The organism is Vreelandella sp. L-25 (genome assembly GCF_056857535.1).
Window position 1 is genome coordinate 204,959 of record NZ_JBSXNH010000066.1, and the last position, 18,857, is coordinate 223,815.

An 18,857-nucleotide genomic window follows, 5' to 3' on the forward strand; every position below is an offset into this window, starting at 1 on the left:
CGCCATGTCTGCGACGCAATACGGCATTTTGGTCGTCGAAGACGATTTTCGCATCGCCGATATCCACCGCGCCTTTATTGAGCAGGGCGACGGGTTTTATGTGGTCGGCATGGCGCGCAACGGCAGTGAAGCCAAGGCGCTGATGGCCCAGCACGCCGCTGATATTCAGCTCATTTTGCTGGATGCCTACTTGCCCGACGTGGAGGGGCTCGAACTACTCTGAGCCATCCGACGGGATCATGTTCATGTGGATATTGTGATGGTGACCGCCGCCAAGGAGGTGGAGACCATCAGCGAAGCGCTGCGCGGCGGCGTATTCGATTATCTGATCAAACCCATTGAAGCGGCCCGCATGAACCAGATGTTGACCCGCTTCCGCCGCGAGCGTGAAGTGCTGGCGAACCGTGCCGAGATGAGCCAGGACGAGTTGGATCACGTGTTGGCCCGGGTTACCCCGAGCGAACCCACACGCTCCGACAGCCGAGCGCTACCCAAGGGCATCGACCGCTTAACGCTGCGCCGGGTGGTGGATGCGCTGGCTGCCGCGCCCGACTCGCTCACCGCGATGCAGGTAGCACGCACTATGGGCGCCAGCCGCTCAACCGCGCGGCGCTATTTGGAGTTTTTAGTCGCTGAACAGGCGGTGAGCGCCGAGCTAGGGTATGGCGATGTTGGCCGCCCCGAACGGCGCTATCGGCTGCTAGGCGCCGCTAAGGGGTGGTTGGACAGTCTCTAAGTGCCTCGGCGTGAACAAAATGAACAAAACGCACAAAAAGAACAGTTTGTCGTTTATGGTCATAAGCTTGTCGTCGGGGGTAGCACTCTTCTAACGTTCACGGCGTAACCACACAAAGCTAATCATCGAGTGCTAAGCGCTGCTGGTTAGCCGTGCTTTTGGTTTGTTCGGCGCACACAACAAACCGCGCCCACCAAAACACCGTTTGAACAATAACGCCTGAACAAAAACGTGGAGAACGCCAATGACTACGCTTTCCTTGAAGCGCATCGCCGTGCTGGCCCTGCCGATGGCGGCCCTGGCCATGACGACATCTGCCCAAGCGCAGGAGTGGACGCCGAGCAAGTCCATCGAATTCATCGCCCCCGCCAACCCCGGCGGTGGTTGGGATACGCTGGTACGTACGGTGTCTCGTGTGATTCAGCAGGAAGGTCTGGCCGACGAAAACTTCGCCGCAATTAACGTACCAGGCGGCGGCGGTGCGGTTGCATGGGCTCAAATTGCCCGCGATAGCGGCAACCCCCACAAACTGTTTGCCACCAGCCCGCCGATGATTCTGGTGCCGCTGGCAGGCGCTTCCCGCTACGACCACACTGACTTCACGCCGATTGCGCGTATCAACACCGACTACTCGATTATTCTGGTCGCGGCGGATTCCGAATACCAAACCCTGGAAGACCTGTTCGAAGCGCTCAAAGCCAATCCCGGCCTGAGTGTGGGCGGCGGCAGTGCGCCAGGCTCCATGGACCACATCTCGATGGCGGGCTTGGCGTCGGCGGCGGGAATGGAGCCCTCGGCAGTGAACTATATCCCGTTCTCTGGCGGCGGCGATGCCATGACCAACCTGATGGGCGGCCACATTGAAGCGGTGATCGGTGGTGCTGGTGAAGCCGTGGGCCAGCTTGGCGAAGGCAGCCAGCTGCGCGCGCTGGGCGTCTCTTCTGAAGAGCGTCTGGGCGGCGGTTTGGCCGAAGTGCCCACCTACCAAGAGCAGGGCTACGACTACACCTTCGATATCTGGCGTGGCGTGATGGGCGCGCCGGAAATGCCGGAAGAAGCGGTGGAGTACTACGAAACGCTATTCGCTGAAATGCTCGAAACCGACGCATGGCGCGAAGCCAGCGACCAGCTGGGCTGGATCGATGCCTACCAGGATAGCGAAACGTTTGGTGCCTTCCTGGACGATCAGCAAGCGCAGTTCAGCAGCGTGCTGACCGATCTGGGCCTGCTGCGCCAGTAAGCGCCAGCGCCCGTTAGAGATTCCCCGGCGGCGCCACGCCGCTGGGATCTTCTGTCTGTTACCGCGAGGGCCAGCGCATCCGCGTTGGCTCCTTCGGAGAAATCCCAATGACCCGATTGAATACTAACCAGTGGCTAGCGCTTGTACTGGCACTGGTGGCGGCTGCTTATTTAGCCATGGCTTGGCAAATCCCGACGTTCCCCTTACCGCGCCCGGTGGATTCCGACCTGTTCCCCAAAGTATTGGGCGTGTCTCTGCTGCTGCTGGCGGCGCTGCTGTTTTTTGAAAAGCCGAGCGCCATTGCTGGTGCCGATGAGATCGACCATGAGGCTACCAACGGCCCGCTGCTGTTCACCCCCTGGGCGCGTGTCATTGTGACCTCGTTAGCCATCGCCGCCTATGCGTTTTTGCTGGTGCCGCTGGGCTTTGTCTTGGCCTCCACGCTCTTAAGCGTTGGTTTAACCGCCTACTACGGCTATCGCCGCCACGGCGTCAACCTGGCGGCATCGCTGGGTGTGGTACTGGCCCTTTACCTGACTATGACACGGGTAATGGATGTTTACCTACCCACCGGCGTACTGCCGTTCTGAGCAGGGCGTGCTGACGCACGCTTAGCGGGTTTTAACGAGAGACACTCCCATGGATGCCTTAAACAATCTGATGTATGGCTTTGGCATCGCGCTTGAGCCAATCAATATCGCTTACGTTTTCGCCGGTGTGTTTGCCGGTACCATTATCGGTATGCTGCCAGGCCTAGGGCCGATCAGCGCGCTGGCGCTGATGATTCCGATTACCTTTGCCATGGAGCCCTCCTCCGGTTTGATTCTGATGGCAGGGGTCTATTACGGCGCTATTTTCGGCGGCTCGACCTCATCCATTCTGCTCAACGCCCCCGGCGTGGCGGGCACGGTGGCAACCTCCTTTGACGGCTACCCGATGGCCAAGCAGGGCATGGCGGGTAAGGCACTGGCCATTGCGGCGTATGCCTCCTTTATCGGCGGTACGGTATCGGTGATCTTTTTGATGCTGGTGGCACCGCTGCTCTCCAAAGTGGCGGTGAGCTTTGGCCCTGCTGAGTACTTTGCACTGATGGTGCTGGGCTTAACGGCGGTGGTGTCACTGTCGGATAAATCCTTGGTAAAAGGCCTGATTGCGGCGGTGGTGGGTGTGATGATCTCGATTGTGGGGATCGACACGCAAACCGGTACTGAACGCTTTACCTTCAACTCGATTCAATTGCTCGACGGCATCGACTTCCTGGTCGTGGCGCTGGGTATCTTCGCCCTGGCGGAAGTGTTCTACATGCTGCTGCGTGGGGGCGGTGGCAAGGAAGCTCCGCGCAATGCCATCGGCTCGCTCAAGCTGAGCCGTGGCGAAGTGAAGAAAATTGCTGGCCCCATCAGCCGCAGCTCGGTACTGGGCTTCTTTACCGGCGTATTGCCGGGGGCGGGCGCCACCATTGGCTCTTTCCTGGGCTATAGCATGGAGAAGCGCCTGGCGAAAGATGGCGACACCTTTGGCCAGGGCAACATTAAGGGCGTGGCCGCCCCGGAAGCGGCGAACAACGCCGCCTGTACCGGCTCTTTCGTGCCGCTTTTAACCCTGGGTGTACCGGGTTCCGGCACTACGGCGGTACTGCTGGGCGCGCTGCTGGTAATGGGCGTCACCCCTGGCCCGATGATGCTGGAGCAACGTCCGGATGTGTTCTGGGGCGTGATTGCCAGTATGTACATCGGCAACATCTTCCTGCTGGTACTGAACCTGCCGCTGATCCCGCTGATCGCTAAAATCCTCGATCTGCCGCGCCCGCTGCTGCTGTCGATGATTTTAATCTTCTGCATGATCGGCGTTTACGGCATGAGCTTTAGCGTCTTCGACCTGCTGCTGCTGTTGGGCTTTGGCCTGTTGGGCTTGGGCATGCGCCTGTTTGGCTTCCCCACGGCGCCGCTGATTCTGGCGCTGATCCTGGGTAACATTATGGAAGAGTCCATGCGCCGGGCGCTGCAGATCTCTGGTGGCGACTGGAGCACCTTTATCGATAAGCCGATTTCGCTCTCTCTGTTGGTGATTGCGATGCTGTCGCTGGGCCTGCCGTTGCTCAAGAAGCGTCGTAATAAAGCGGCCACTGCCGCTAACTAACGCTCAGTGCGGTACCCCCAAAGCGCCCTAGCGTCTGCTAGGGCGCTTTTTTTATGGTGCATCCCCGCCGGTGGTGCAAAGCGCCGTGTTGGTGCATGAATATCGTGCATGCGCGCCGCCGCGTTGCGCCATCTTGGTGCTAAGCCGCCTGAGTTGTGTTTTTTTGTACACGGCTAAGTGATTGATTGTATTTTTAATAGTGGCCTTTGTTCCACATTGGCGCACCCCTTGCAGTGTGTATAGCGACGTGTGAATACGAGTTGTAACTCGCGACCCACGAGTGGACGCACCAAGTGCCCCGTCGCCTCAATAACGACAACGCTTGGTCGCGGTACCCCAAACACGAGCCCTAACCATAAGGGGCGCAAGGAGGTTCAAGTGACCACACTGCAGCGCAAGACACACCCACGTACCCTTAGCCGTTTCGCCACTGCCCTGGTCACCGCCGCTGTGATGGGCGCCAGCGTGCAAGCGGTTGCCCAAGACGACGCCCCCATCAAAGTCGGTATTCTGCACTCGCTCTCCGGCACCATGGCCATCAGTGAATCGACCCTGAAAGACACCGTGGAAATGCTCATCGAGCAGCAGAACGAAGCCGGTGGCCTGCTTGGCCGTCAGCTAGAAGCCGTGGTGGTTGACCCCGCGTCTAACTGGCCGCTGTTTGCCGAGCGCGCCCGCGAGCTGCTGGCCCAGGAAGAAGTGGATGTGATCTTCGGCAACTGGACCTCCGTCTCCCGTAAAGCGGTGCTGCCGGTGGTGGAAGAGCTGAATGGCCTGCTTTTCTACCCGGTGCAGTACGAAGGCGAAGAGTCGTCTGAAAACGTCTTCTACACCGGTGCCGCCCCCAACCAGCAGGCCATTCCTGCCGTTGAGTATTTGATCAACGAAGTCGGTATTGAACGCTTCGCGCTGATCGGCACCGACTACGTCTACCCGCGCACCACCAACCGCATCTTGGAAGCGTTCCTGAAAGATGAGCACGGTGTGGCCGAAGAAGACATCATGGTCAACTACACGCCGTTTGGTCATTCGGACTGGCAGAACATCGTCTCCGAAATCCGCCGCTTTGGCGAAGAGGGCAAGCCCACGGCGGTGGTCTCCACCATCAATGGCGATGCCAACGTGCCGTTCTACCGTGAGCTGGCCAACCAGGGGATCGATGCTGCGGATATTCCCGTCATCGCCTTCTCGGTGGGTGAGCAGGAGTTATCCGGTATCGATACCGGGCCGCTAGTGGGCCACCTGGCCGCCTGGAACTACTTCATGAGCGTGGACACCGACGCCAACTACGACTTCATCGACGCTTGGATCGAGCACACCGGTGACGAGATGGCGGTGACCAACGACCCCATGGAAGCGCACTACATCGGCTTCAACATGTGGGCCGAAGCGGTGCGTAAAGCGGGTACCACCGACGTGGATACGGTGAAAGACGCGATTATCGGCGTGACCGTGCCTAACCTTTCCGGTGGCTATGCCGCCATGATGCCCAACCACCACATCACCAAGCCGGTGTTGATCGGTGAAGTGCAGGACAACGGCCAGTTCGACATCGTCTGGCAAACGCCGTCCACCGTGGCAGGCGATGCCTGGTCGGATTACCTGCCGGGCTCCCGTGACCTGATCTCTGATTGGCGCAAGCCCATGGAGTGCGGCAACTTTAACGTTGTGAACGGTTCCTGTGGGGGCAGCACCGCAGCAGAAGAAGCCGAAGCAGCGCTCGCCGAGTAACTTTCGTCCCCTACTGCGCCAGCGCAATGGCGCAGTAGAGGAGCACGCTACCTCTCCCATTTGATCACCAAAGGAAGAACCCCATGAGGCGTTTCCTTTCCTTGGGGCTACTGTGCCTGATGCTACTCGGCACCGCCGTGTCGGCGCAGGCACAAAGCAGCTCCTCGACTCCCGATGACCAAGCCGCACTCGCGCTGTTGACCGCGCTGGATGTGGACTCCTACCGCGATAAAGGCGAAGCCATTACCGCTATTCTACAAAGCGACGATGAGCGCGCCCGCGACTGGCTGCAAGCCTTGCTCGATGGCCGTCTGCAGCGCACTGACGATGGCCGCTTCGTGCTGGTGCTGGATAATCGCGGCCGTGACTGGCCGGTGGCCGATGCGCTGACTAACGAGCCGCTGGGCGAGATGTCCCGCCGCGACCTGGACCGTATCGGCATCAACAATGCGCTGCGTAACCAGCTACGTAGCGCCATCGCCGTGGTGGACCTCTACTCGCCCAATGTGGAACGCCGCCGTACCTCCGCCGAGCGCCTGTTGGGCGAAGTGGACGAGACGCTGGCCGAGCCTCTGGAAGCGCTGATTGCCGAAGAAGAGGATAGCCAGGTGCAGCGTCGGTTAGCACAGGCACTGGCCATTTATCAAACCGAAGCGGGCCAGATGGAAGGTGTGGAAGCGCTGCGTGGCAGCCTGCATCCGCGTGCCCGTGTGGCCCTCAATCGCGCGGCCAATGGCGATGACCCAGTGGTCGCCGACGCGGCCAGAGAGGCGCTCCTCAGTATCGAGCAAAACCTCAAGCTCAATCGTGGCCTCGAAACGCTCTACTTTGGCCTGAGCCTGGGATCGGTCCTGGTGCTGGCGGCCATCGGCCTGGCCATCACCTTTGGCGTGATGGGCGTGATCAACATGGCCCACGGCGAGCTAATGATGTTAGGCGCCTACACCACCTGGATGATGCAGCAACTGCTGCCGGGCCAGCCCGGGTTGGCGCTGATTCTATCGATTCCGGCGGGCTTTATGGTGGCCGCGCTGGTGGGCATTGCCATTGAGCGGGGCGTGATTCAGTTCCTCAAAGGCCGCCCGCTGGAAACCCTGCTGGCCACTTTCGGTATCAGCCTGATTCTTCAGCAACTGGTGCGCACGGTGATTTCACCGCTCAACCGCACCGTGGTGACGCCAGAGTGGATGAGCGGCTCGCTGGTGATCAACGACGCGCTCTCGCTGACCCTCAACCGTATGTACGTGCTTGGCTTTGCGCTGGTGGTGTTTGCCGCGCTGATGCTGATTATGCGTCGCACCCGCTTAGGGCTTGAAGTGCGTGCCGTTACCCAAAACCGCGCCATGGCGCGCTCTATGGGTATTCGCGCCACCCGCGTGGATATCATGACCTTTGCGCTGGGTTCCGGCGTGGCGGGCTTGGCGGGCGTGGCGCTCTCCCAGCTCACCAACGTAGGCCCCAACCTCGGACAAAACTACATCATCGACTCGTTCATGGTGGTGGTGTTCGGCGGCGTGGGTAATCTGTGGGGCACGCTAGTGGCGGGGCTCTCGCTGGGGGTGATCAACCAGGTGCTGGAACCTTGGGCGGGCGCGGTGCTGGCCAAGATTATCGTGCTGGTCTTCATCATTCTGTTTATTCAAAAACGCCCGCGTGGACTCTTCCCGCAGAAGGGCCGGGCTGCGGAGGGCTAACCCATGATGACGCAAGCAACATCCAGCCAGTTTTGGCTCACCCGCCCGTTCGGTGAGCGGGCCACTCAGACCTTCCTCGGCGTGCTGTTTGCCGCGCTGCTGCTGGTCACCGTGCTGCATCTGGCGGTGCCCCAGGGGCACCCGCTGCATGTGAACGCTTACACTGTTAACCTGTTCGGCAAGTACCTGAGCTACGCGCTGCTCGCCGTTGCGGTCGATTTAGTATGGGGTTACCTGGGCATCTTGAGCCTGGGCCATGGGGCGTTTTTCGCCATTGGCGGCTACGCCATGGGCATGTACCTGATGCGCCAGATTGGCGACCGTGGCACCTATGGCCATCCGGTTCTGCCCGACTTCATGGTGTTTCTGAACTGGGATAGCCTGCCCTGGTACTGGCTGGGCTTCGATATGGCCTGGTTCGCCTTTGCCATGGTGCTGCTGGCCCCTGGCCTGCTGGCGCTGGTGTTCGGCTTCCTGGCGTTCCGCTCGCGGGTGACCGGGGTGTATCTGTCGATCATCACCCAGGCGCTGACGTTTGCCCTGATGCTGGCTTTCTTCCGCAACGAGATGGGCTTCGGCGGCAACAATGGCCTCACCGATTTCCGTGAGCTGCTGGGCTTCAACCTGCGCAGCAACGACACGCGGCTGGGGCTGTTCATTGCTACCGGCGTGGCGCTGGCACTGGGCTATATCCTCTGCCGGGCAATCGTCACCAGCAAGCTGGGCCGGGTATGTGTGGCCACGCGGGACGCCGAAGCGCGCACGCGCTTTATTGGCTACCGCGTCGAGCGCTTCCAGCTGTTTGTGTTTGTGGTCTCGGCCATGCTGGCGGGCCTTGCCGGGGCGCTTTATGTGCCGCAAGTAGGAATTATCAACCCCAGCGAGTTCTCGCCGCTGTTCTCGATTGAAATTGTATTGTGGGTGGCGCTGGGTGGCCGGGCCACGCTGTACGGCGCGGTGATCGGCGCTATTTTGGTCAACTACGCCAAAACCATCTTCACCGGCATTATGCCCGACGCCTGGTTGTTCGCTCTGGGCGCGCTATTCGTGCTGGTCACGGTGCTGCTGCCCAAAGGTGTAGCGGGGCTGTTAGGCCACCTAAAACGCCGCAAAGAGGATGATCACCCACCCAAGGAGGCCGCCGCATGAGCCTATTACAATCGCTAAAAGCGCGGGATCGGGTGTTTGATTTTATGGCCACCGAGGCCTCGCCGGTCGACGTGCGCCACGGCCCGATTCTGTATATGGAAGATGTCACCGTCAGCTTTGATGGTTTTAAAGCCATCAATAACCTGAACCTGACCATCGACGACGGCGAGCTGCGCTGCATTATCGGCCCCAACGGGGCCGGTAAAACCACCATGATGGATATCATTACCGGCAAAACCCGCCCCACCGAAGGCAGCGTGTGGTTCGGCAGCCGCCATAACCTGCTGCAGATGAACGAGCCGGAAATCGCTAGCCTCGGCATTGGCCGCAAGTTCCAGAAGCCCACGGTGTTCGAAGCGCTCAGCGTATTCGAGAACCTGGAGCTTGCCATGGCCGCCGACAAGCGCATCTTTCCCACGCTGACCGCCCGCATGACCGGGGAGATTAAAGACCGCATTGACGACGTGCTGGAAACCATCGGCCTGACTGCGCTGCGCTTTCAGCCCGCCGGTATTCTCTCCCACGGCCAAAAACAGTGGCTGGAGATTGGCATGCTGCTGATGCAGCGCCCGCGCCTGCTGCTGGTGGATGAGCCGGTGGCCGGGATGACTGAGCAGGAGATGGAGCGCACCGCCGAGCTGCTCACCGGTTTGGCGGGCAAGCAGTCGGTGGTGGTGGTGGAGCACGACATGGGCTTTGTGCGCTCGATTGCGCGCAAAGTAACCGTGCTGCACCAGGGCAGCGTGCTGGCCGAAGGCAGCATGGATCAGGTCTCCAACGACCCCAAAGTGGTCGAGGTGTATCTAGGGTCGGATGAAGAGGAGAGCGCCTGATGCTGGCGATTGAAAAGCTCAACCAGTTCTACGGCGAGAGCCATACGCTGTGGGACTTAGACCTAGACGTGCCCGCCGGGCAGTGCACCTGTGTGATGGGTCGCAACGGGGTGGGTAAAACCACCCTGATGAAAGCCATCATGGGCGAAGTCGCGGTGAAGAGCGGCCAACTGCGCTACCAGGGCAATGATGGCGAGATCGAACTCACCAAAAAAGCCGTGGAAGCGCGCTCGCGACTGGGCATCGGTTTTGTGCCCCAGGGGCGGCAGATCTTCCCGCTGCTGACGGTGGAGGAGAACCTGCGTACCGGGCTTGCTGCGCGAGGCGACGGGCTGAAAAAAATCCCCGAGCGTATCTACGAGCTGTTTCCGGTGCTCAAAGAGATGAAACACCGCCGTGGCGGCGATCTCTCCGGTGGGCAACAGCAGCAGCTCGCCATTGGCCGCGCGCTGGTGATTGAACCGAAACTGCTGATTCTGGACGAGCCCGGCGAGGGCATTCAGCCCAATATCGTCGCCCAAATCGGCCAGGTGATTCGCCAACTGATCAAAGAGGACGGCCTGACGGTGCTGCTGGTAGAGCAGAAGCTACCCTTCGCCCGCAAATACGCCGACCGCTTCGTGATCATGGACCGCGGCCGCCCGGTGGCCAAAGGCGAGATCAGCGAACTCTCCAACGAGCTGATTAAGCAGCATTTGACGGTTTAAGTTATCCACAACCACTTTAACCTTTCTTTTCCTGTTGACAGAGCACACTCTAATAGCCCTCTCGTTTCATGTAGAAAAGAGGGGGCTTTTTGCTTAAAACCCTGCGCTGAGTAGGTTTTGGCGCTGCGTTTTATGTGTAATATGGCGGGTTTCAACAATAACCATCGGGTGGGATATGCGTTATAAAGACAAACATCAGCTCGCTGCCGAGTGGCAGTCACTCCTGGAGCGCACGCCTTTGGCGCTACGCCAAGCGGTGGAGACACTGGTGGAATCCCGCCGCGATATCTTTGCCGATCATTTCTATCAAGTGATGCTGGAAGACCCCCACGCGTCGCTGTTTCTCTCCAATGAGCAGGTGAAAAACCGGCTTCACCCCTCCATGCAGCGCTGGCTCAGCGCTATGTTTGCCGTCGAGCACGCCGATTTCGAATCCCTGGTCGAGCAGCAGGAAAAAGTCGGCCAGGTGCATGCGCGTATCGATATCCCGGTGAACTTGGTACTTAATGGCGCACGGCAGCTAAAGCAGGCGCTTTATGAGCACATTAACAGCACCTTTAGCGCTGAACTCTCTTCCGGTGATGCAGCGGTTTACGTGTCTGATCATATTGATATGGCCATGGAAATAATGAGCCATGCCTATTCAGTGGCGAATAATCGTAATACCCGTATGGAAGAAGCCTATAAGCTGTTCTCTTTAACCCAGAGCATCGGCGATGAGCGCGAGCGACAGCGCTCCGCACTGCTCGATTGGGAGAACGCACTGATGTTTGCCGTGGCTGCGCAGCAGGCAACGACGGCTTTACCCCGATTAGCCAGCTCCGAGTTTGGGCTTTGGTATCACCATAAAGCGTGCCACGCCTTTGAGGGCGCGCCGGAAATTACCACCATTTCACAGCATGTTCGTCGCGTGGACGAGGAGTGGCTCGCCCAGCTAGGCGACTCAGACAGCCAGCGTCGCCTGACTGCGTTGAGCAGCATTCGCGATGCGGCTCGCACGATCTTGATGCTGTTGGATGACGTTCTGGATCGCGCCTCGGGGCTCGAAGCAGGCCGCGATAGCCTGACGCGTCTGCTCAATCGCAAGTTCCTCTCGGTGGTGCTGAGCCGTGAAATAGAGATCGCCCGGCATTCGGAAAAGTGTTTTGCGCTGCTCATGGTGGATATTGATCACTTCAAATCAATTAATGACACCCATGGCCATGATGCTGGCGATAACGTACTGCAGCAGGTGGCCAGAATTCTTGACCGCTCGACCCGAGGTGGCGACTACGTGTTTCGTATGGGCGGTGAAGAGTTTCTGATTGTGCTGGTGGATACGGATCAAGACGGCAGCCGACTGTTTGCCGAACGGCTGCGCCACGCGGTGGCCAAAGAGCCGATGTTAGCCGCTGCCGATACGCTATTGAACGTCACGGTGAGCGTCGGGGTTACGCTTCATGATGGCCACCCAGACTACCAACGCTCGATGCAGCGCGCCGACCAAGCGCTGTACCAGGCGAAACGCAGTGGTCGCGACCGAGTGGTTGTCTGCTAGTAACGGATTGATTGGGGAGAGAATCATGTTTCCGCAGCGCATAATGCCGTCAAAGGTTGTGTGGCTACTAACGATGCTGTTAATAAGCGCACCGCTATCGGCCGCCCATCATGGTGGTGCCCGCCAGGAAGGTATGGCGGGGCAGGCATCCTCTATTGAGGTTGCCCACCCCTGGGCACGCGCCACTCCGCCGGGGGCCGGAGCGGGCGGTGGCTTTGTTACTCTCACCAATCACGGCGATGGCGATGACATGCTGCTGGGGGCGACCAGCCCGATCACCGAGCGTGTCGAGATTCATATTATGGAGATGGACGGCGATGTGATGCGCATGGTACCCCTGCCCGGTGGCATCGAGCTACCGGCGGGCGAGAGCGTGACGCTAGCGCCGGGCGGTTTACACTTGATGTTGATGGAACTGGGCTCACCCATCGTGGAGGGTGCACCCGTCTCTGTGACGCTGGAGTTCCAGCACGCCGAGCCGATGGAGATCGAACTTCAGGTGCTGCCAGTGGGTGCCTCTCCGGAAGGGAGCCACCATGAAGGTGGTCACCCTAAAGGTGCCCATGATCATGGGCACGCGGCGCACTAAGTCGGCCTACCGTCCTGTTAGCCTTGGCGAGCGGGGCGACGCTTCCACCATATCACGCCTGCGGCCACGCACATCACGATGATGGCGATGCATACCGCCAGCAGGAAGAGCTGATTGGTAAGCCCAAACTCCTGCCCCAAGTGAACGTTAATCCCAAACTCCAGCCAGCGGCCTAGCGGGCCATAGTCGGCGTAGCTCATATCGAGCAGCGGCTCACCACGCCGCCCCTGCCGTTGCGCGGCCACCAGAGATAAATGCCGGTGGCGACTAACAAAATCGACCAGCCCGCGGCAATCTCAATCAGCTTGCGCGGGGTTTGCCCGAAGAACTTGAAGCTATGCAGGTAGCGAACGGTCCACATCACCGTTCCCCGGTCATCCAGCGAACCAAGCACCTCAGCCGTATAGGGATTGACGTACACGGCCAGCCGTTCGCCGGTTAGGTGCAATGTGATGGCTATATGCACATATTTGGTGCATTGGAGGGCTGGGCAAGAGGGTTGAGGCTCAAAAAAAGATCTTTATGACGGTAAAAAAGCGCCTTCACCATTTTGGCGCATTCTTTGCATTTATAAGGCAATGATGAATCCACAAGGAAGCGACAGCGCCCCATGATGTTGAGCGAACTTGCCCCACCCGCTGCTGGTTCCGGCCACCGCTTTGACGCCGAGCGCCGCTGGGCCGCCTCGCTGGCCTTGCGCTTTGCCAACCGCGACGACGTGACAAGGCTAATTCAGGCGCGCCACCAAGGGCCGTTACGGGTACAGCGCCCCTTCTACCCGGAAGGCAGCCAGGAAGCGTGCCACGTTTACGTATTGCACCCGCCCGGCGGGCTCGTGAGCGGTGATGCGCTGACCATCCGCGCCCATATCGAGCGCGGTGCCCATGCGCTGCTCACTACGCCCGCTGCCAATAAGCTCTACAAAGCCGACAGCCAAGGCGTGGCCTGGACACAGCACACCGAGCTGACGGTAGAAGAGGGCGGCACCTTAGAGTGGCTACCCCAGGAAACCATCGCGTTTAACGGCTCAAAGGGTACTCAGGGCACCCATATTGCGCTGCAGGGTAATGCCCGCTGCCTAGGCTGGGAAGTGATGGCGCTCGGACGCCCGGCCAGCGATCTGCCCTATGTCACGGGGCGCATCGAACAGCACTTTCGCTTAACCCTGGATGGCAAGCCGCTGTGGCTTGAACGCCAGCCGCTGGACCCCGCACACCCACGCTTTGCGGGCCGCTGGGGGCAGGGCGGCGCCACGGTGCAGGCCACGCTCTGGGCGGTGGGTATTGACGATGCCGCTGTGGCTATTGAAGCACTGCGCGAAGCGCTGCCGGATAACCCCCGCTGGGCGGTAACCGTGCGCCACGGCGTACTGCTGATGCGCTATCTAGGCACATCCCGTAACGAAGCCTGGGCCCTGTGTGAACACGCCTGGCAGCTACTACGGCCGCGCTGGATCGGGCGCGAAGCGCATACGCCGCGCATTTGGCTAACTTAATTGGCAACACGCTGATAACGCTGGAGACACTCCATGGAACTGACCCCACGAGACAAAGACAAGCTGATGCTGTTTACCGCCGCCCAGCTTGCCGAGCGCCGCAAAGCGCGTGGTTTAAAACTGAACTACCCCGAAGCGGTAGCGCTGATCAGCTTTGAGATTATGGAAGGCGCGCGAGATGGCCGCAGCGTGGCGGATTTAATGAGCTACGGCCGCGAAATCCTCACCCGAGACGACGTGATGGAAGGCGTGGCGGAGATGGTCGATGAAGTACAGGTGGAAGCCACCTTCCCCGACGGCACCAAGCTGGTCACCGTTCACACGCCGATCAACTAATCATCCACCGTTAGGAGAGCGCCATGATTTCCGGCCCAATGATTCCAGGACAGTATCAGTTACAAGAGGGTGATATCGAGCTGTGCGCGGGTCGCGAGCGTATCACCGTGGAGGTGGCCAACACCGGCGACCGGCCCATTCAGCTTGGCTCCCACTACCACTTTGCCGAAGCCAACCCCGCGCTGGTGTTTGACCGCGATAAAACCCGTGGCTACCGCCTGGACGTCGCCGCCGGAACCGCCATCCGTTTCGAACCCGGCCAAACCCGCGAAGTCACGCTGATTCCGTTTGTCGGCAAGCGGGAAATCTACGGCTTCCGTGGCGATGTGATGGGGCCGCTCGATTAGCCAACGGATTAATAAAGAACAACCGACGGTAGGGCGGGCATCGGTTGGGTGACTGTCTGCGCCATGGATGGCGCAGTCAAGCTTACAGGGATGTATTCACAGCGTGTCACACAGACGATGGCCGCCCAGCACTGGACTCAACGCTTGAGGCAGAGGCAAATATGAAACCGGTAAACAAAATCAGTCGGCAAGCCTACGCCGATATGTACGGCCCCACCGTAGGCGACCGCGTGCGCCTGGGCGACACCGAGCTTTGGATTCAAGTCGAAAAAGACGCCACCCACTACGGTGAAGAAGTGAAGTTCGGCGGCGGCAAAGTTATCCGCGATGGCATGGGCCAAAGCCAGCGTCAGGATGCCTCGGTGATGGACACCGTGATCACCAACGCGCTGATTCTAGACTGGTGGGGCATCGTCAAAGCCGATGTGGGGCTGCAAAACGGCCGCATCGCCGCCATCGGCAAGGCAGGCAACCCCGACACCCAGCCCGATGTCGAGATCGTCATTGGCCCCGGTACCGAAGTGATCGCCGGTGAAGGCAAAATCCTCACCGCAGGCGGCATCGACGCCCACATTCACTTTATCTGCCCCCAGCAGGTGGAAGAAGCGCTGATGAGCGGTGTTACCACCATGCTGGGCGGCGGCACCGGCCCCGCCACGGGCTCCAACGCCACCACCTGCACCCCCGGCGAGTGGCACATTGGCAAAATGCTTCAAGCGGTGGACGACCTGCCCATGAACATCGGCCTGCTCGGCAAAGGCAACGCCAGCCTGCCGGAAGGGCTCGAAGCGCAGTTGGAAGCCGGTGCCATGGGCCTCAAGCTGCATGAAGACTGGGGCACCACCCCCGCCTCGATTGATACCTGCTTAAGCGTGGCGGAAAAGTACGATGTGCAGATCGCCATCCACACTGATACGCTCAACGAATCCGGCTTCGTGGAAGACACCCTGGCGGCCTTCAAAGAGCGCGGCATTCACACCTACCACACCGAAGGCGCAGGCGGCGGCCACGCCCCGGATATCCTCACCGCCTGCTCCAAAGAGTACGTGCTGCCGTCCTCCACCAACCCCACGCGGCCCTACACGGTGAACACCATCGACGAGCATCTCGACATGCTCATGGTCTGCCACCACCTGGACCCCAATATTCCCGAAGACGTGGCCTTTGCCGATTCACGTATTCGTCGCGAAACCATCGCCGCCGAGGATATCCTCCACGACCTGGGCGTGATCTCGATGATCGCCTCCGACTCCCAGGCCATGGGTCGCGTAGGTGAAGTCGTCTGCCGCACCTGGCAAACGGCGCACAAAATGAAGGTGCAGCGCGGCCTGTTGCCGGAAGATGAAGCACTGGGGGCCGACAACCTGCGCGCCAAGCGCTATATCGCCAAATACACCATTAACCCCGCCATTACCCACGGCATCGCCCATGAAGTTGGCTCCATTGAAGTGGGCAAGCTGGCCGATTTGGTGCTGTGGAAGCCCGCCTTCTTCGGCGTCAAACCGGCGCTGATTTTGAAAGGCGGCATGATTGCCGGTGCGCCCATGGGCGACCCCAACGCCTCCATCCCCACGCCGCAGCCGGTGCATTACCGCCCCATGTTCGGCACCTTTGGCCGCGCCGCCAGCCAGGTAAGACTCAACTTCGTCAGCCAGGCCGCCATCGATGCGGGCATCAAGGAACGGCTGGGCCTGCAAAGCACGCTGTCCGCCTGTAAAAACGTGCGCGGCGTGCGTAAAAAAGATATGAAGCTCAACGATGCCTGCCCAGAACTCACCGTCGACCCGCAAACCTACGAAGTGCGCTGCGACGGCGAACTGCTCACCTGCGAACCCGCGACCGAGCTGCCGCTGGCGCAGCGGTATCACTTGTTTTGATTGGAATACACTGCCCATAGCGATAGACGCTAGGGAGCTTTTTCGAAAGTTCGTTCATCGATATGAATCCACTTCTGCCAGCCTGAGAGTGGCACAGTGGGAGGTAGCTTTAGCTCGCGACCATTCAGGCCTAACAAGCCGGCGTGCCTTCGGTACCCTTCGCCCGCTGAAGCGGCCTCCCACAGAGGTTGCTGGCTCCATGGCTTCAAGCTGGAGAGTGAGACACAGAATATGACGAACAACTCTTTCAACGGGACGGTAGTAATGTTGAAACTGATTGAACGCCTTGGCCCCATAGATGAGGGCACCGCCAGCGACACGCTGACACTGCCCTTTGAGCTACGCATTCGTGGCCGCTTAAAAGCTGAGAGCGACAGCGGCCAGCCTCTTGGGCTGTTTCTGGATCGCGGCCCCGTGCTGCGCGATGGCGAAGGCCTGAAAGCCGAAAATGGCGAGATCGTGCGCATTTGCGCCGCCATTGAGCCCGTGGTGACCGCGCGAGTGAGTACTGGCTTACCGCTGGCACGGCTGGCCTACCACCTTGGCAACCGCCATGTGCAGCTCGCGCTGGGCGAAGATGAGCAAGGCGGATGGGTGCGTTTCCCGCCCGACCACGTCCTCGAAGAGCTAGCCGAGCTGCTGGGTGCCACGCTGGAACACCACAACGCCACCTTCGACCCCGAACCGGGCGCTTACAACCAAGTGGGCGGTGGGCATTCGCACAGCCATTCGCATAGTCATTCCCATGACCACGATCACGATCACGATCACGCGCATGAGCACCACCATGCCCACTGAACAGCCCTCAGACCTCGCCCTGCTAGGGCTGATGCAGCTCGTCAGCCCCGCACTGCCCATTGGGGCCTTCGCCTTTTCCCAAGGGCTGGAGAGCGCTTTTGAGTTGGGCTGGGTGAGTGATGAACCCAGCCTCTCTCAGTGGTTATCCGGCGTGCTGGAAGATGGCATAAGCTGCTGTGAGCTGCCGCTGATTGAGCGGCTATATCGCGCTTTCGAGGAGCAGGATGGCACTGCGGTGGCCGAGTGGGACGACTGGCTGGCCGCCACCCGTGAAACCGCTGAACTCGCCGCTGAAGACAGCCGCTTGGGTGCATCGCTGAAGCGGCTACTGGGCAGCCTCGACCTATTACCCAAAAATGAAGGGCTGCCTAGTGAAGACTCACTTACGCCCTTGCTACCGGTCCAGGCAGGCTATGTGACCCTATTTGCCTGGGCGGCCTACCAGCGCGGCATCCCTGTGCGTCAAGCGCAGCTCGGCTTTGGCTGGGCGTGGCTGGAAAACCAACTCGCGGTGGCCTGTAAAGCGCTGCCGCTGGGGCACACCGCTGCTCAGCGCATTATCGAGCAGTTACGTGGCGAACTGGTGAATGCCGTTGAGAAGGCCCAGCGGCTAGACGATGACGAGCTTGGCCCTGCGCTGCCTGGCGTCGCGCTGGCCAGCGCCCTACACGAAACCCAATACTCCCGTTTATTTAGAAGTTAACTGGCATCATTCAGGAGAAGACAATGACTCACTGTTTACGCGTTGGCGTGGGTGGCCCGGTCGGTTCAGGTAAAACCGCCCTGCTCAAGCAGCTCTGCACCGCGCTGCGAGACCACTATGACATTGCCGTTGTCACCAACGACATCTACACCCGCGAAGACGCCGATTTCCTGCTCAAGCACGATGCGCTGCCCGCCGACCGCATTCTGGGGGTGGAAACCGGCGGCTGCCCGCACACGGCGATTCGGGAAGATGCTTCCATGAACTTGGCGGCCATCGATGAGTTACACGCCCGTCATCCTAAGCTAGAGCTGGTGCTGGTCGAGTCTGGCGGCGATAACCTTTCCGCCACGTTTAGCCCCGAGCTTTCTGATTTAACGCTCTACGTGATCGACGTGTCGGCAGGCGACAAAATTCCCCGCAAAGGTGGTCCCGGCATCACCAAATCCGACCTGCTGATTATCAACAAAATCGATATTGCCGAGCAGGTCCACGCCTCACTGGAAGTGATGGAGCGCGACTCGAAAAAAATGCGCGGCGAGCGCCCGTTCGTGTTCACCAACCTCTACGATGGCGTCGGGCTTGAAGAGATCATCCGCTTTATTCTCGATAAAGGCATGCTGGACGAGCGTCGCCCAAGGGCCGCTGTAACACATTAAACGGAAGTGGGTATAGGTATAATTAGAAGGTATAAAAAACTGCCCAGCTTTGATGGTATGAAAGGCTGGGCAGTTGCAGTTGTTTAGGTGAGATCCTGCCAAAACGGGCCATCCCTGGCCACCACATTTCTACAATGAACTGATAGGCTAGCGTCTCCCCACTTTTCCACAGGTGGTGCTGTAACTGCCTGAATAGCGTTGAAAATTTCAGTGCTATCAACGAGATCGGGGGCTTTCCCGCCGGTATCATGTTGTTACCCCTAACACCATGAACCAAAAGGAAAACC

The 18,857-nt window shown here is 59.7% G+C and carries 20 protein-coding genes and 1 pseudogene; 18 read left to right on the top strand and 3 right to left on the bottom strand.

Annotation, left to right across the window (positions count from 1 at the left end):
• Window positions 1–4 precede the first annotated feature (4 nt).
• From AC13CN_RS10480 to AC13CN_RS10530, 11 genes and pseudogenes are all read left to right on the top strand, one after another.
• Window positions 5–736: pseudogene (locus tag AC13CN_RS10480) on the top strand (response regulator).
• 244 nt (window positions 737–980) lie between these two features.
• Window positions 981–1,976, top strand: coding sequence for a Bug family tripartite tricarboxylate transporter substrate binding protein (locus AC13CN_RS10485; RefSeq protein ID WP_253556726.1), 996 nt, complete (start codon window positions 981–983; stop codon window positions 1,974–1,976).
• A gap of 107 nt (window positions 1,977–2,083) precedes the next feature.
• Entirely contained in the window at window positions 2,084–2,566 is a 483-nt protein-coding gene (locus AC13CN_RS10490) for a tripartite tricarboxylate transporter TctB family protein (protein WP_054644893.1), read from the top strand.
• 49 nt (window positions 2,567–2,615) lie between these two features.
• The gene (locus AC13CN_RS10495; RefSeq protein WP_253556724.1) at window positions 2,616–4,115 is read left to right on the top strand and encodes a tripartite tricarboxylate transporter permease; all 1,500 of its coding nucleotides are present in this window, start codon (window positions 2,616–2,618) and stop codon (window positions 4,113–4,115) included.
• Window positions 4,116–4,493: 378 nt separating this feature from the next.
• Window positions 4,494–5,846: an urea ABC transporter substrate-binding protein gene (gene urtA / locus AC13CN_RS10500; RefSeq protein ID WP_253556722.1), complete on the top strand. Its 1,353-nt coding sequence runs from the start codon at window positions 4,494–4,496 to the stop codon at window positions 5,844–5,846.
• An 83-nt stretch (window positions 5,847–5,929) separates the two neighbouring features.
• Window positions 5,930–7,540, top strand: coding sequence for an urea ABC transporter permease subunit UrtB (gene urtB / locus AC13CN_RS10505; RefSeq protein ID WP_062359186.1), 1,611 nt, complete (start codon window positions 5,930–5,932; stop codon window positions 7,538–7,540).
• Window positions 7,541–7,543: 3 nt separating this feature from the next.
• Complete coding sequence (urtC, locus tag AC13CN_RS10510; protein WP_253556720.1) at window positions 7,544–8,689, top strand: urea ABC transporter permease subunit UrtC; 1,146 nt, start codon at window positions 7,544–7,546, stop codon at window positions 8,687–8,689.
• Complete coding sequence (gene urtD / locus AC13CN_RS10515) at window positions 8,686–9,522, top strand: urea ABC transporter ATP-binding protein UrtD (protein ID WP_159343467.1); 837 nt, start codon at window positions 8,686–8,688, stop codon at window positions 9,520–9,522. Before urtC ends, urtD begins: the two co-directional genes overlap by 4 nt.
• Window positions 9,522–10,229 carry an urea ABC transporter ATP-binding subunit UrtE gene (urtE, locus tag AC13CN_RS10520; RefSeq protein ID WP_089674721.1) on the top strand — a complete coding sequence of 236 codons (708 nt, stop codon included), beginning with the start codon at window positions 9,522–9,524 and terminating at the stop codon, window positions 10,227–10,229. Before urtD ends, urtE begins: the two co-directional genes overlap by 1 nt.
• A 175-nt stretch (window positions 10,230–10,404) precedes the next feature.
• Window positions 10,405–11,766, top strand: a complete 1,362-nt coding sequence (locus AC13CN_RS10525; RefSeq protein WP_062359182.1) for a diguanylate cyclase — start codon at window positions 10,405–10,407, stop codon at window positions 11,764–11,766.
• A 73-nt stretch (window positions 11,767–11,839) separates the two neighbouring features.
• Window positions 11,840–12,355 (top strand): copper chaperone PCu(A)C, encoded by a 516-nt coding sequence (locus tag AC13CN_RS10530; protein WP_228219181.1) that lies wholly within the window; start codon window positions 11,840–11,842, stop codon window positions 12,353–12,355.
• 17 nt (window positions 12,356–12,372) lie between these two features.
• Here the strand turns inward: AC13CN_RS10530 and AC13CN_RS10535 are convergent, their stop codons facing one another.
• Both AC13CN_RS10535 and AC13CN_RS10540 read right to left on the bottom strand, forming a co-directional pair.
• Window positions 12,373–12,555, bottom strand: a complete 183-nt coding sequence (locus AC13CN_RS10535; RefSeq protein WP_062375534.1) for a PepSY domain-containing protein — start codon at window positions 12,553–12,555, stop codon at window positions 12,373–12,375.
• The gene (locus tag AC13CN_RS10540; protein ID WP_062375536.1) at window positions 12,552–12,821 is read right to left on the bottom strand and encodes a PepSY domain-containing protein; all 270 of its coding nucleotides are present in this window, start codon (window positions 12,819–12,821) and stop codon (window positions 12,552–12,554) included. The genes AC13CN_RS10535 and AC13CN_RS10540 overlap by 4 nt, the downstream gene beginning before the upstream one ends.
• Window positions 12,822–12,965: 144 nt before the next feature.
• On the opposite strand from AC13CN_RS10540, the gene AC13CN_RS10545 reads away from it, so the two are divergent.
• From AC13CN_RS10545 to ureG, 7 genes are all read left to right on the top strand, one after another.
• A complete protein-coding gene (locus AC13CN_RS10545; RefSeq protein ID WP_228219180.1) occupies window positions 12,966–13,850 on the top strand; it encodes an urease accessory protein UreD in 885 nt (294 codons plus the stop codon).
• A gap of 33 nt (window positions 13,851–13,883) precedes the next feature.
• Entirely contained in the window at window positions 13,884–14,186 is a 303-nt protein-coding gene (gene ureA, locus AC13CN_RS10550; protein WP_016915359.1) for an urease subunit gamma, read from the top strand.
• 38 nt (window positions 14,187–14,224) lie between these two features.
• Window positions 14,225–14,533, top strand: coding sequence for an urease subunit beta (locus tag AC13CN_RS10555; protein WP_089674735.1), 309 nt, complete (start codon window positions 14,225–14,227; stop codon window positions 14,531–14,533).
• Between the two features lie 161 nt (window positions 14,534–14,694).
• Window positions 14,695–16,410, top strand: coding sequence for an urease subunit alpha (ureC, locus tag AC13CN_RS10560; RefSeq protein WP_062359178.1), 1,716 nt, complete (start codon window positions 14,695–14,697; stop codon window positions 16,408–16,410).
• Between the two features lie 264 nt (window positions 16,411–16,674).
• Entirely contained in the window at window positions 16,675–17,208 is a 534-nt protein-coding gene (gene ureE / locus AC13CN_RS10565; protein WP_228219177.1) for an urease accessory protein UreE, read from the top strand.
• Entirely contained in the window at window positions 17,198–17,911 is a 714-nt protein-coding gene (locus AC13CN_RS10570) for an urease accessory protein UreF (protein WP_228219216.1), read from the top strand. Before ureE ends, AC13CN_RS10570 begins: the two co-directional genes overlap by 11 nt.
• Window positions 17,912–17,934: 23 nt before the next feature.
• Window positions 17,935–18,570: an urease accessory protein UreG gene (gene ureG, locus AC13CN_RS10575; protein ID WP_044630219.1), complete on the top strand. Its 636-nt coding sequence runs from the start codon at window positions 17,935–17,937 to the stop codon at window positions 18,568–18,570.
• A gap of 22 nt (window positions 18,571–18,592) precedes the next feature.
• Here ureG and AC13CN_RS10580 read toward each other — a convergent pair.
• A partial coding sequence (locus AC13CN_RS10580; RefSeq protein ID WP_483053143.1) for a hypothetical protein occupies window positions 18,593–18,857 on the bottom strand: 265 nt, incomplete at its 5' end.